General features: G+C 45.5%; 10 protein-coding genes. 6 read left to right on the top strand and 4 right to left on the bottom strand.

Annotated features, from left to right (window positions below; translation table 11 throughout):
* Positions 1–42: 42 nt before the first annotated feature.
* Positions 43–2,208 carry a TonB-dependent receptor gene (locus ON006_RS21020; RefSeq protein ID WP_244823823.1) on the bottom strand — a complete coding sequence of 722 codons (2,166 nt, stop codon included), beginning with the start codon at positions 2,206–2,208 and terminating at the stop codon, positions 43–45.
* A gap of 341 nt (positions 2,209–2,549) precedes the next feature.
* On the opposite strand from ON006_RS21020, the gene ON006_RS21015 reads away from it, so the two are divergent.
* The 5 genes from ON006_RS21015 to ON006_RS20995 all read left to right on the top strand — a co-directional run bounded on the left by ON006_RS21015 (position 2,550) and on the right by ON006_RS20995 (position 9,162).
* On the top strand, positions 2,550–2,762 hold the full coding sequence (locus ON006_RS21015; protein ID WP_244823822.1) for a hypothetical protein: 213 nt from the start codon (positions 2,550–2,552) through the stop codon (positions 2,760–2,762).
* Between the two features lie 29 nt (positions 2,763–2,791).
* Positions 2,792–2,986, top strand: a complete 195-nt coding sequence (locus ON006_RS21010) for a hypothetical protein (protein WP_244823821.1) — start codon at positions 2,792–2,794, stop codon at positions 2,984–2,986.
* Between the two features lie 136 nt (positions 2,987–3,122).
* Positions 3,123–4,352, top strand: a complete 1,230-nt coding sequence (locus ON006_RS21005) for a multidrug effflux MFS transporter (RefSeq protein WP_244823820.1) — start codon at positions 3,123–3,125, stop codon at positions 4,350–4,352.
* A 26-nt stretch (positions 4,353–4,378) separates the two neighbouring features.
* Positions 4,379–6,274 carry an AAA domain-containing protein gene (locus tag ON006_RS21000; RefSeq protein ID WP_244823819.1) on the top strand — a complete coding sequence of 632 codons (1,896 nt, stop codon included), beginning with the start codon at positions 4,379–4,381 and terminating at the stop codon, positions 6,272–6,274.
* Positions 6,275–6,366: 92 nt separating this feature from the next.
* Positions 6,367–9,162 (top strand): DUF5686 and carboxypeptidase regulatory-like domain-containing protein, encoded by a 2,796-nt coding sequence (locus tag ON006_RS20995; protein WP_267609897.1) that lies wholly within the window; start codon positions 6,367–6,369, stop codon positions 9,160–9,162.
* Positions 9,163–9,317: 155 nt separating this feature from the next.
* Here ON006_RS20995 and ON006_RS20990 read toward each other — a convergent pair whose 3' ends face one another.
* The gene (locus ON006_RS20990; protein ID WP_244823878.1) at positions 9,318–9,527 is read right to left on the bottom strand and encodes an alkylphosphonate utilization protein; all 210 of its coding nucleotides are present in this window, start codon (positions 9,525–9,527) and stop codon (positions 9,318–9,320) included.
* 62 nt (positions 9,528–9,589) lie between these two features.
* Complete coding sequence (locus ON006_RS20985; RefSeq protein ID WP_244823817.1) at positions 9,590–10,603, bottom strand: PDDEXK nuclease domain-containing protein; 1,014 nt, start codon at positions 10,601–10,603, stop codon at positions 9,590–9,592.
* Between the two features lie 212 nt (positions 10,604–10,815).
* Here ON006_RS20985 and ON006_RS20980 point away from each other — a divergent pair, with 212 nt between their 5' ends.
* A complete protein-coding gene (locus ON006_RS20980; protein ID WP_244823816.1) occupies positions 10,816–11,466 on the top strand; it encodes an NAD(P)-dependent oxidoreductase in 651 nt (216 codons plus the stop codon).
* Between the two features lie 28 nt (positions 11,467–11,494).
* Here ON006_RS20980 and ON006_RS20975 read toward each other — a convergent pair whose 3' ends face one another.
* A complete protein-coding gene (locus ON006_RS20975) occupies positions 11,495–14,479 on the bottom strand; it encodes an FAD-binding and (Fe-S)-binding domain-containing protein (RefSeq protein ID WP_244823815.1) in 2,985 nt (994 codons plus the stop codon).
* Between the last annotated feature and the right edge of the window lie 137 nt (positions 14,480–14,616).

Raw genomic sequence — 14,616 nt, 5'->3', positions numbered from 1 at the left:
GTTTGAAATGAGACTTACCAAGTCTCCAAGACTTGGCAAGTCTTATAAATTGTTCAACTGATTAGCATTCTTGTCTTTCGAAAGGGTAATAAACAGCCCGATAAAGGCAAATCGACGAGCTCCCTGTCCCACCGGCAGGCTGGCGAACGCCCCAGCTTCGTCCGGCTGCGACGCGTACCGGTAACCGAACACATTCGAGCGGCCTAGCACATTGGAGCATGCCGCATGCAGGATAATGTTAGGCCGGGGCAGGTAACTCCAGCTAATGCTCATGTCGCTATATGCCTTAGTTTTTCCCTGCATTTCGCCTGGAAGATTGGGGTTGTGATAAGTATAGCCGCTGTTCCACGACCAGGAAGTTCCCACTTGCGATTTCAATGCACTTACAAAATGCTTGATTACGACAGAACCGTTGTGTTTGGGCGCAAATGAAGGCTGAACTTTCGCGTCGAAGTTGGCGTAGCTGCGCTTGCTGTCGACAAAACTGTAAGTGATCCAGAAATCCGTGTTTTTCACAGTTTTTCTGTCGCGGTAGAAGAAGTCGATTCCTCTGGCGAAGCCTGAGCCATTTTGGGCAAGATTTTGAGGATCAGTTGCCGGGCCTTTGTAAGTGACCAGGTTGTCATAGATTTTGTAAAAAGACTCAGCGCGGAATGTACGATTGTTGTTGACAATGAAATAGTTAAGAATGTAATGTGTGGCCGCAGCATTTTTGAGGTCTGTTTGATGTATCCTCATCTTTTCTTCCGGAAGCTGTTTGAATTTTCCTGCCGCAAATGAAAACTGCCCCTGATTGTTCAGCTTGTAGGCTACCGAGAATCTCGGCGTTACCCAGGTTTCTTTCGCAAGAGAGCTATGGCCGGTTCTCAACCCGGCGACCATGATCAGCCGGTTGCTGAAATAATAGGTGGCCTCTATAAAGTGGTTGACCTGCTGGTCGGTGTAATTTCTTTTAAGGCTTTCATCGACCAATGCTTCTGAATAGCTTTTGACATACCATTCCAAGCCGTTTTTAAGTGAAAATTGGGGCGAAAAATCTTTGACGGCTACGGCTTTGGAATGAACCAGCTGGGTGATCTGGAGAATCGGGTCCAGGTTTAATTTCAATGCGTCGCGGTTATGTGAGAACGCCAGTCCGCCATAGTAAAACCAGCCTTTGTTGCCTAAATGCTTGAATGACAGGTTTCCGTAAGAGTACCGGTTGTTGAGCTCTACCCGGTCACCCCGACCATTATCTCCCGGAATTTTTTGCCAAATGGCCATATTACTTCCTTCGGTGTGGAAATAAGCTTTCAGAAAACCGGATTTTCCCTCGGTAGCATTTCCCCACTTTTGTCTCAATGAAATTTCAGTGTCCCAGCTGGAAGGGCTTTTCTCCCAATCAAAATTTTGCTTTACCAATGACTGGTAGGGCGCCAGGTTGTAATAGTTGCCGGATGCAGTGAGGGCGTTTTGCTTGCCTACCAAAGTTTGTGTGTATCCGCCGCCGAGCGACATCACGCTGACATCTCCCTGGTTTCTGAGCGGCAAATCCAATGTATTCAAAGCCAATGCAGAAGAAAGCGCCTGGCCATATTCCGCTGAATAGCCGCCGGTACTGAAAAACGATCCTTTGAAAAGATTGGGACTGAAACGCGTCCGGGTAGGGACATTGGAGGCTGTACTGCCAAATGCATTGCCTACCTGCATGCCATCAATATAGATCACAGTTTCGGAAGCATCGCCGCCTCTCACAAACAGTCGTCCGTCGTTACCCACCGTGGAAGTACCGGGCAATGTGAGCAATGCAGCCGTGATATCGCCCATCGCGCCGGAAGTAGTGACAATATCAATGGGTTTCAACACAACCGATTTCTTTTCATCGCTAGCTTCCATAGCGCCCGCAGTAATGGTCACGGCAGTGAGCAGGTTAATGCTTTCGGCCAGTGAAACTTGCAGATTAACAGGCTGTCCAATACATTCCACACTTATTTCCTGGGGTTTGAATCCGAGGGCCTGCACATTGAGCAGTTGTTTGCCGGATTCGTCGGTACTGAAAGAGAAATTTCCCGCGGCGTCGGAAGAAGTACCATCATAGGTGCCTTTAATGTAGATATTCACTCCGGGTACCGGCCCGCCTTTCTGGTCTGCCACTTTCCCGGAGATCAGCGTTTGTGCCGATGCCAGGCTGGCGGTTAAAAGTGTCAGTATTAATAAATATGTTTTCATAACGCTCTTGGTTTGATCCAAAATTGAACAGAAAGAAAACGATGGGAAACTCAGCTTGACCGAAGTGCAGGATGAGGCGGATGAAGCGTAAGAGTTGTGGAGTGAAGTGCATGTGTGGTCTGTCCGGTTTTCATTATTCTGGTAACCGGTATAAATATTTTATAAATTTTCCAAAATGCTTGTAATCAGATATTTGAATTTCTATATTCAGAAAAAAGTTACCAAACTACTGCATGGGATAACGTCTATACGCATAGAAATTGATCAGGCTGGCACATTTATTTATCGGTTGCTCCCCGAAATCAATTTCACATACGACTAACTCTAAATCCAATATAACAATGGTAGCTACAATTGGTAACAATGCAATCAGTACCCTAAAACCGGGAGCAGTACTTACAGTTACAGGCGCCCAAAGTGAGTCAGAAGCGCAAAGGGAAGTGGCGGATTTTCTACAATTAAGTAATAGGAGTGACCTCAGCTATTTCCCCATTTCGAAAGATTACTTTTTGCTGTATCTGAAATCGGGAAGTTCGTTAAGTGGAATTGCATAAAGCATTAACATTTTTCCATTCACAGAGATATGGTACAATCAGGTACATTCAAATTGCTGGGCCAAAAGCTCATTAATATCATTATTCACAGACAAGACGTAGTTAAAATAGCGCCGATCAAAAAAGGGAGGGGCTGCATTATCTATCTGAAAAATAAGGTGCCCTACGCGGTAAGTGAAAGTGAGAGAGAGGTTTACAAAAAGCTGGATTGGCTTGCAGCATAAACATTCAGTCTGTTGCCGTGAAAATATGAAGGCTCTGGTGAAAACCGGGGCCTTTTTTGATGTTAATATTTTTCGTTTCTCCGAACCCGCCGCCAATGTTAGGCGTTATCAGACCTTATTCACACCACATCTACTAATGTCCAGAAAGACGTATTTCTTTTTAATCCTTATTTTAGGAAGTTTAACCGCATTAGGCCCTTTTTCAATCGATATGTATCTCCCCGGCTTTCCGGCTATTGCAAAAGACCTTCACACTACCGCTGCCAAAGTATCGCTTTCGTTATCAGGGTTTTTCATTGGAATTTCCGTAGGCCAGTTGCTCTACGGTCCGTTGCTTGACCGGTTTGGCAGAAAAAAACCATTATTTATAGGACTGTGCGTATACATTCTCGCCTCGGCTGGCTGTGCGATGTCAGGTAGTATCAATGAACTGATCGTTTGGCGGGTAATACAGGCAATCGGAAGCTGCGCTGCGACGGTGGCTTCGGTGGCCATGGTGCGTGATCTGTTTCCTGTAAGCGATAATGCAAAGGTATTCTCTTTGCTTTTGCTGGTGGTAGGCGTGTCACCGATGATCGCTCCCACAGTTGGAGGCTACGTGACTGCCGCGTTTGGCTGGCACGCGGTGTTCCTGATCCTTACCGGAATGGGTGTTGCGATCCTGGCCGCGACGGCACTCTGGCTTCCCGACAGTTACAAGCCCGACAAAACCATGTCGCTCAAACCCAGGCCGATCATTCTCAACTTTTTGGCGGTTGTACGCGAACCACAGTTTTATACATACTCATTGACTGGTGCCATTGCATTCGCAGGCTTATTCGCTTATGTCTCCGGTTCGCCGCTGGTTTTCATGGAAGTGTTTCATACCGACGAAAAAGTGTATGGATGGATATTCGCATTCCTTTCCGTCGGATTCATTGGTTCAAGCCAGCTGAATACTTTGTTTTTAAGGAAATTTACCAGTGAGCAAATCGTCAATATGGCATTGATCTGCCAGGTGATTATTGGTTTTACATTTCTGGCAGCGGCTTTAAGCGGTATGCTGACGTTGATCACCACTGTCGTGTTCCTATTTCTGTTTTTGTGCTGTGTCGGGTACACCTATCCCAATGCTGCGGCTTTGTCTCTCGCGCCATTTACCAAAAATGCTGGCAGCGCATCTGCATTGATGGGCGCTTTTCAAATGGGAATGGGGACATTGATATCAATCGCCATCAGTTTGTTTGAAGAACCTTCCGTTGTTCCAATGGTAGGGGCAATGGCAGGATCTGCATTACTTGCACTGGTAGTTTTAGTGGTTGGTCGCCGTTTTATCACTGAAAAAGTGGATGTTCAGCAAGGTGCGGATGCTGGTGTTATGCATTAATCCGATTAGTTGGCTTTATTTTGCGCATGGATTATTTCAAAAAGCTCCTCGATTTACTTAAAACAGAAAGAGAAGAAGACCGCCAGTCTTACCTGAGAATTACCGAAATGTCGTCGGTGTCCGAGCGTCGGGCGAAGGGACTTTCGTGGTATCCCATTGCCATACGCGGCACGGAAATGAGCCGGGGCGATTATTTGTCTGTTGAAGTGGAGCGTACTACCCACCAGGATATCCCGCATCAGCTGCGGTTTGGCGTACCGGCGATGCTTTTTAGTAATCATGATGCCAAAAAGGACAGGGCAGAGGGGATCGTCACTTACCAGGGCGGCAACAGATTGAAAATAACATTGCGTACGGACGAACTGCCCGAATGGTCGCGCGACGGCAAGCTGGGGATCGATGTGCTGTTTGATGACAATAGTTATGATGAAATGCAGAATGCCCTGAAAGCAGCCTCTGCATTAGCGGAAAATGAAAAGGAAGGCAGGCTGGTCAACATACTGACTGGCGAGAAATCGCCAACTTTTCATCCCAATCTTCCCAAAATCGAAATTCCCCGCCTGAACAGCTCTCAGCTCGAAGCAGTCAACAAGATCATTGCAGCCAATGAGCTGGCCATTGTGCACGGCCCTCCCGGTACTGGTAAAACGACCACGCTGGTACAGGCGATCAAAGCGCTGAATCAGCTTGACCATCAGAAAATCCTTGTGGTAGCGCCCAGCAATACGGCTGTGGACTTGCTAAGCGAGAAATTGAGTGAGGAAGGCCTGAATGTGGTCAGGGTAGGGAACCCTGTGCGGGTTTCGGAGCGACTTACTTCCCTGACATTGGATAGTAAAATGGCTGGACACAGCGCCATTAAAGATGTGAAAGCGCTGAAAAAGCAAGCCAATGAGTATAAGAACATGGCGCACAAATACAAGCGTCATTTTGGAAAAGCGGAACGTGATCAGCGAAAAGCATTGTTCGATGAGGCTCACCGGATCATGAAGGAAGTAGGTACTATGGAGCAATATGTGATTGACGATGTGCTGAACAAAGCGCAGGTGATCACGGCGACGCTGGTGGGGGCTAATCACCACACGGTCCGAAATCTGAAATATAAAACCGTCGTCATCGACGAAGCGGGGCAGGCATTGGAGCCTGCATGCTGGATCCCGATATTGAAAGGTGAGAAAGTAGTGCTCGCCGGAGACCATTTCCAGTTATCGCCTACGATCAAATCCAGTGAAGCCGCCAAGAATGGATTAAGTACGACCTTACTTGAAAAATGCGCTGCTACACATCCCGAATCGGTGATTCTGCTGGAAGAACAATACCGGATGAATGAGGCGATTATGGGTTTTTCTTCTAAAATATTTTACGAAAATCGCCTGAAAGCGCACGAGTCCGTCGCGCATCATTTGCTATTTCCCGGCGACGCTGCTCTGGCATTCATTGATACCGCTGGCTGTGGTTTTGATGAAAAACTGGAAGGTACCAGCTCCACCAATCCCGAGGAAGCGGTGTTTCTTTTCAAACATCTGACCCAGTTTGCGGCAATGTTGAATCCTGCCGATTTTCCTACTATCGCCATTATATCGCCATATAAGGAGCAGATCAATTTACTGAAAGAACAACTGCTGCACAGTCCTTCATTGCTGGCGTTCGGGGATAAAATTTCGGTCAACACCATTGATAGTTTTCAGGGGCAGGAGCGTGATGTGGTTTACATTAGCATGACGAGAAGTAACCCGGAAGGTGAAATCGGGTTTTTGTCTGACATCCGGCGCATGAATGTGGCCATGACGCGCGCCAGAAAAAAACTGGTAGTGATCGGAGACAGCGCGACGCTTTCTCAGCTTCCGTTTTACCTGGATTTTATCGCCTATGCCGAGCAGCTGAACGCATATCAGAGTGCGTGGGAATTTGCGGATCTCTGAGATAGCATTTAAATCTGTTTGCTTTTACATGCAACCACTTTATATTTAGATGCATCTACCAGATAGCCATGTACTCTTCAATCCGGACCGGTATGCCTCAACGTTTCCTGTTAACCACATTCTTTATCCTTTTTTTGGTCTCAACCATCTTTGGACAGACGACCACACCCGCTTCCGGTATTAAAGGGACGATCAAAACCAAAAAGGGAGAGCCGTTGCCTTTTGCAGCTATTGTGGTGAAAGGAACCAGTATCAGTACCATTTCCAATGAAGAAGGTAAGTATCTCCTGAACCTGAAACCGGGTTACTACGATGTTATTTTTCAATATCTGGGGTTCAAAACAGGTCAGAAAGGGTTTACCGTCGAAAATAAAATGGAGACGTTCGACCTCACCATGGAAGAGCAGGCGCTTAGCCTGGGCGAGGTACGTATCGGGAGCCGCGACGAGGATCCCGCATATACGATCATGCGACGTGCAATTGCCAAAAGCAGGTACCATTTGTTGCAGGTCGACAGTTATGTGGCAAAGGCTTACACCAAATCCTCAATCGTGGTTACGGATCTTCCGATGGAGTTTTTGTACAAGAAGGAATTGAAGGAAATCGAAAAAGAGTCTAACTTCAAAAAAGGCGTTCCTATCCTGAATGAGAGCGTTTCCGAGGTGACCTTTAAACAGCCTAACTCTTACAAGCAAAGGGTAATCGCTGCCCGGAACAGCCAGGATAAGGGTTTTGCGAATCCCAATGCATACTTACTCACCAGTTTCTATCAGCCCGAAGTCGTAAAAGCTGTATCCCCGCTTTCGCCAAGGGCATTTGCTTACTACAAGTTTGAATACCAGGGTGCTTTCAGGGAAAATGGCATTGAAGTGAATAAAATCAAAGTCACTCCCCGCTCTTATGGTGAAGGCGTTTACCGCGGCACGATCCACATTATCGAAGACGAATGGAGCATTTATAGTCTTGATCTGCAAACGGTCAACACGGGTTTCACCATTGATATCAAACAGGTTTATAGCCCCGTACAAGGCGTGTGGATGCCAGTTAATCAGCAATTTCATGTGCAGGGAGGCATTTACGGATTGAAAGGGAAAGGTGATTTTGTGATTTCCCAATCATTTTCCAACATCAAGATCAATCCTACTTTCAAGCCTGACATTGTGGTGGTGGATGATAAAAAGCAGAAAGAGGAAGCGAAAAAGATCAAGCTGACGGGCCGCGAAATAAAATCTCAAAAACTGGAAGATGTAGTGGGTAAGCAGAAGGAATTTTCGGCTAAAAACCTGCGGAAAATGATGAAGGAATATGAAAAGCAGGACCTGAAAGCGAAGGAGGAAAAAGGCGAGGATGTGGACCTGAATTTCACCCGAAATGATTCCACACAGGTGGATTCCATGGCGAGTATGCGGAGCACGGCGTTTTGGGATTCGATCCGGACGGTACCGCTCACCGTGGCAGAAGTGAAAAGCTACACCCGGCTGGATAGTATCATTGTGGTCAATGAAGGTACTCAGGAACAGCGGGATAGTCTCAAAGTTTCGAAGTCTGATACGACAAGAAACGGAAAAAGAAGAAGCGGTAATGATTTCATTGGCGGCGTGTTAACGGGCCACAGTTTCCGGCTGGGCAAAAAAAGCCCGTGGCGGCTGGATTACGTTAGTCCGCTTTTTGGAGCACAGGTTAATACTGTGGAAGGACTGGTGTTAAACGGGGGCGGCCTGAAACTGCGTTATCGGGGAGGTAACCCAAAAAATGATCAGGAAGGAGTGCAGCTGAGCTCTTCGGGCATTAAACGTTTTTCGGTGAGGCAGGGGCAAGAATGGTCGTTCAATGCGTTGACCAGGTACTCTTTTGCCCGTGAAAGGTTAATGCCTATTTTGGGAATTGACTACGGCTGGAAGCGGAGTATTATTAATGTCTCGGTAGGACAAACCGTTTCCCAGTTCAACAGTGAAAATCCAATGCACCCGCTGCTAAATACATTCACAACATTGTTTTTGGAAAGAAATTTTATCAAAATATATGAAAAGAACATCATCAGAATGGACTTCAAAACCAATCGTGAAAATGAGCATTTTGAACTGAAAGCGAACATTGAATATGCGTTGCGCTCTCCATTACAAAATTTAAACAAAACGAACTCGTATCGCTGGATTGATTGGAAACGCAGGGAATTTACCTCTAACATTCCCATGAATGCGGAGGTGGCGGACGAGAATGTAAATCCTACTTACGAAATGCCCAAGCACCAGGCGCTTACTTTGGGTGTATCCGCAGCTTACAAGCCGTGGCAGAAATACAAAACAAAAAGTGGCAAGACATCATTCTACGATGATGATTCTCCCAAATTTACGATCAATTACCGTAAAGGTTTCAAGGACGCATTCGGCAGTGAAGTTGATTTTGATTTTGTTCAGATCGGTGTGCAACACGGATTTGAAACTGGTGTAAGGAGCAAGCTGAGCTACAAGCTGGCGGCTGGGAAATTTTTGAATGACAAGGCGGTGTTCTTTCCGGACTATCAACATTTTGCAGGCAACCGGTTTTTCTTCCAGCTAGGTGATCCGGTGGGTACGTTCAGGATGCTGGACTACTACCGTTACAGCACGGCAAATCAGTTTTTTGAAGCACATGTGCTGAGCGAATTCCGCAAGTTCCTGCTTACCCAGATCACCTGGTTTCGCGTTTTGGGTATCAAAGAAAACTTTTTCCTGCATTACCTTGCCACACCCGCCTCTGATAATTATACTGAGCTCGGCTATGGCCTCGACGTAGGTATCCGCTTTCCGTTTCGAGTGGAGGTTGTGAACAGTTTTGAGGGTTTCAAATACAAAAACACCGTCTTCCGTATCGGGACGACGATGAATTTTAATTTGGGGAAAAACTGAAAGCGGTTCTAAAGGCCGGGATTGTTACAGGATAAATTCATCGAAATTGTCTTTGTGTATGACTTTTTGGGAATGGATTCTTTTTAGGAATCCTTTCCCAAAAAGAATCCATTCCCAAAAAGTAGTGTTTTTGATATTTTTTAGATGCCAGAGCTCTACACTTTCTGCAAGAACATTGTTTTCAGAACCATAACAGTCCTTTCAACTTTGCCTTCAATTTCTTCTGCATCATCAGTCAGGCGAATGTTCTTCACGAGCGTTCCTCTTTTCAATGTCGTAGAGCTGCCTTTTACTTTCAAATCCTTAATTATTTTCACCGAATCACCTTCGGAAAGCAAGGTGCCGTTACTATCTTTTACTTCCATTTTGAATGTATTGTGGGTGGTTTTTGAATGGAACAAAGGTACGTAAAGCATTATGAAGAACCCTACTTGTAGAAATCGGTCAACCTTTCAGCAATTTCTTCCGGGCTGGGCAAAAGTTGTTTGAATTTATTCGGAAGCAAGTTAGTAGTGTTATATGTTGAAACACCAATCGGGAGTGTACCATTTTTCAAGGAGTACTCTACGATGGTTCTGTCCTTGTTTTTACAAATGATAATACCGATGGATTCATTCTCATGAGGCAGCTTAACCTTATCATTTAATACTGCGAGATAGAATTCCAGCTTCCCTTTATGCTCGGGCTCGAATTCGCCGATTTTTAAATCAATGGCAATGAGGCATTGTAGTTTGCGGTGATACAGTAAAAGGTCAACCCAGTAATCGCGGTCATTTACTTGAATTCTGTACTGATTGCCTACAAATGTGTAATCGCTTCCCATTTCCAGCAGAAATTTTCTAATGTTCTTTACTAATTCCACTTCCAACTCGTTTTCTGAGTGCTCGTTGGCCAGATTCAGAAAGTCAAATGTGTAACTGTCTTTGATGGCAAGCATCGCTTGTCTACTCAAAGTCTCAGGCAATACCTGATCAAAGTTTGTCTGATTAAGCAGATATTTCTCAAACGTTTTGTTTTCGATCTGGTGAATTAAGACATTTTTTGTCCAGCCGAATTTCTTGGCAGACAGAATATAAAATTGTCTCTCCTGACTGTTTTTACATTTCGAAAGGATCACAATATGCTTGCTCCATCCAATTTCTCCAACCAATGGTTGGAGATTTGTATTAGACTGATAATCAGTATAAAACTGTACCATATACCAAATGTTGGTTGTCGAGAAGCCGCCGGTTCCAGGGAACTCCGCTTGCAACTCTTTGGACAGTGTTGGGACAATGGATTTGCCCCAACTTTCGGATTGTCTTTCCGCAATGGACTTGCCAATTTCCCAGTACAGACTAATTAATCTGGTATTGACTGCGGTGAGCGCTTCGTATTGAGCTTTCCTTATTTTCTCCTTTATATTGGTTATAAAGTCTCTCTCGATATGGCTTAAATTCATGATTTTGAATTAACAGACTTTATCAATGAGACGGAATGATTTCATTTTGGTCACTTCTGAGCTCAATCTTTTCCAAAACCCCTTATCTTTGTCGCATTCAAATCTCCTGATAAAATATAGAAACATCAGTTGCAGCGTGACTTATCAGCTGTGACAACCGGCGCTAATCGGCGTTGGGCTGAATTTTATATCATATATTTTATCAAAGAGAAATGGAAGCAATTCAAAAAATAGCTGTCATCGGCGGTGGAGGCCGTACAGGCAAATATATAGTAGATCAATTATTACAGAAGGGGTTCTCATTGCGCTTGCTACTTCGGAATCCCAACACTTTCACCATTCAAGATCCACTCATTGAAATAATCCACGGGGATGTTCTGGACGAAAAAATAGTCAATGTGCTGATTGAGGGCTGTCAGGCAGTGATCAGTACTGTGGGGCAGCGAAAAGATGAGCCTCTTGTGGCCAGTCGTGGTGCTAAGAACGTGATCAGCGCGATTCAAAAGCAACAGATTTCTGCGGGAAAGGTCAGGTATATACTACTAGCGGGCTTGAATGTCGATACACTTTTTGATAAAAAAAGTCCCGAAACACAAAAGGCGACAGCGTGGATGAAAGAAACGTTTCCTGCTATTCACGAAGACAGACAGAAATCGTATGCGATTTTGGAAGCTAGCGATGTAGACTGGACGCTGGTCAGGGTGCCTTGCATTGAGTTCAGTGATGAAAAGGGCAATGTAAAAGTTGACCCGGAGGATTGTCCCGGAAGCAAAATAAGTGCGGGAGATATCGCGCGTTTTATGATCGGGCAGTTAATGGACAATACCTATTTGAGGCAGGCTCCTTTTATTGCTGGTTTTTAAAAAGCCCAGGACTTAAGTCCTGGGCTTTTTAAAAACCAAGCGCATCCCAAAGAATTTCCGCAGGATGCAACGCTTTGCGGCCTGTGCCATCATGTATCTGGTGGCGACAACTTGTTCCCGGTGCGGCAATGATCACTTCTTCGGGCTGTTGACGTACGGCAGGGAAAAGTACTAATTCGCCGATCTGCATGGAGATGTCATAATGTTCCTTCTCATAGCCAAATGAACCCGCCATTCCGCAGCATCCCGACGGAATCAGTTGAACAATATAATTCTCCGGAAGAGAAAGCATTTTTTTTGTCGGTACCATGCTGGAAATTGCCTTTTGTTGGCAATGTCCATGTAATTTGATCAAACGTTTCTCCTTGGTGAACTGATCTCGCGATATGTGTTTCAACTCAATTTCACGTGCTATGAATTCGTCAAACTGCAATGCATTCAACGCAAGATTTTTAGCGTCTTCCAGCATATTTTCACTCACAAGGTCAGGGTACTCGTCACGGAATGTTAATATCGCCGACGGCTCGATACCGACCAACGGTGTTTCGTGGGAAATGACATCTTTCAGAAGACGAATGTTTTCTTCTGCTATTTTTTTTGCGTCTTTCAAAAGTCCCTTCGATAGTTGCGGCCGTCCGGACGGGCCGTGTTTCGGGATAATTACTTCATAACCCAGTTTTTCTAAAACCTGGATAGATTTCTTGCCGATTTCAACATCATTATAGTTTGTGAATTCGTCGCAAAACAGGTAAACCTTCCGTGATGCTGTTGTATTAGTCTTTTTGCGCTGCTCGTACCATTTCGTCAGCGTAGTACTGTGCAGCAATGGCATCGTGCGTTCCGGGTGAAAACCTACTACGCGGTTGGCGATTTTACGCAGCGGCGCATTCTTGAAAACCAAATTGTAAGCCCACGGAACATAGCTCGCAATTCCGGTCATTTTGGAGAAATTCCCCACCAGCCACGACCTTAGCGGGACACCGTGAACATCATGGTACTGTTGAAGAAACTCCATTTTCAGTTTGGCCACATCCACATTGGATGGACATTCACCTTTGCAGCCTTTACAAGCAAGGCACAGGTCATATACTTCTTTAATCTCCTGGTTATCAAACCGGTTTTCTTTCGGCGAGCGGGTCAGCATTTCGCGCAGAATGTTGGCACGGGCGCGGGTGGTGTCCTTTTCATTGCGGGTGGCCATGAAACTCGGGCACATGGTACCGCCGCTCATTTCCGTTTTGCGACAGTCTCCCGATCCGTTGCATTGTTCCGCATGCTGTAATATATCCTGGTCCTGGAAGCGGAAATACGTTTTAAACTCAGGCGTCTGCTGGTCAGCTTCGTAGCGAAGGAAAGTATCCATCGGAGCGGTGTCGACGATCTTGCCGGGATTGAAAATGTTATTCGGGTCCCAGGTTTTTTTGATCTCTTTGAAAAGCTGGTAATTGTGCTCACCAACCATTTTAGGAATAAATTCGCCACGTAATCGACCGTCACCATGTTCCCCTGAAAGCGATCCGTCATACTTTTTAACCAGATCGGCAATTTCCTCGGCGATCATCCTGAATTGCTTATGCCCTTCACTGGTTTTAAGGTTAATGATGGGCCGAAGGTGAATTTCGCCGGTACCAGCGTGAGCATAATGCACAGCTGACATGCCATGTTTTTTAAGGATCACATTGAAATCGCGAATGTAGTCCGGCTGGTCATAAACATCCACAGCCGTGTCTTCGATAACAGCTACCGCCTTTTCGTCACCGGGTATATTAGCAAGTAAGCCAAGTCCAGCTTTTCGCAGCGTCCATATTTTTTTAGTATCATCTCCAAAAAGCAGTGGATAATGGAAGCCGATACCTGCTTCCTGCAACTCTTTGGTCATTTCCGCTGCAATCCTTTCGACTTCTTCCTGCGTTTCTCTGGAAAGGTCTACTACCAGGATAGCGGGAAATTTTCCGTCAGGTTTATTCTTAACAAAAAAAGCATTTTTCTTCTGTTCTGCATTTGTGGTGGCGCATTCGAGCACGTAGTCGTCAATCAGTTCGACGGCGTGCGGCTGGTATCTCAATGTCAATATCGTGGCACGAAGCGCTTCGTCGATGGTATCACAATGGACGCAGACCAGCCCCTGTGTTTTGGGAGGCAGCGGTACCAGATTTAATTTTATTTCAGTTAAAAAACACAATGTACCTTCCGATCCGGCGATCAGGCTGCACATGTTAAATGGCTTTACATCTGCTGATTCTGAATGGTTTGCGTAAGGTTCAGTGTGCAACAGCATGTCCAGCGCATAACCAGTGTTCCGTCTTTCGATACTTGGTTTAGGGAAGTTTTTCCTGATCTCAGCCTGGTTTTCAGGAGAGTTTAGTATCTCGTTGGTTTTCAGGTATATCTTATCAAGAAGGGATGCGCTTCCGTTTTTCTGTTGTGCATTGCCCAGTAATGTTTTGAAATCCGAACCTGAAACAGCCTTGAATTCGGCGTCCGATCCATCCGCGAGAATCGCTTTTACTTCCAGTGTATGCTCTCTGGCGCTGCCGTACACAATGGAATTGGAGCCACACGAATTGTTCCCTACCATTCCACCAATCATGGCCCGGTTGGCGGTAGAAGTTTCCGGCCCGAAATATAGTCCGTAAGATTTTAAAGCCATGTTCAGCTCATCTCTTACCACACCCGGCTGGACTCTTACCCAGTGTTCTTCGACATTGATTTCCAGTATTTTGTTGAAATTCTTCGAGACATCTACGACAATTCCGTTACCTACGACCTGCCCTGCCAACGAAGTTCCAGCCGTTCTCGGTATCAGAGAAATACGGTTTGCCGTAGCGTAGGAGATCAGGGTTTTAAGGTCACTGATCGTTTTAGGAATAGCTACGGCCAGGGGCATTTCCCGGTACGCAGACGCATCCGTAGCATATAAAGTGCGCATTGTATTGTCGGAATACAAGTCACCTTCAAGTTGTTGGGCAAGCGAACTCAGGTCAGATTTGGAAACAGGGGCCGGCGATGTCATAAATGTGGATAAACTTAGAAAATCAACTCAAAGTTACGCACAACGGAGAAGGATTTCCAGCAAAATTTCAAGATAGATTTCCTCACGTATAATATTCTGAGAAACCGCTTGGGGATTAAATGTTTGCAAAAAAAATG

It is taken from the genome of Dyadobacter pollutisoli (assembly GCF_026625565.1).
GTDB classification, from domain to species: Bacteria; Bacteroidota; Bacteroidia; order Cytophagales; family Spirosomataceae; genus Dyadobacter; species Dyadobacter pollutisoli.
Note: the sequence above shows the minus strand (reverse complement) of the source record. Positions and strands in the feature narration are given on the sequence as shown.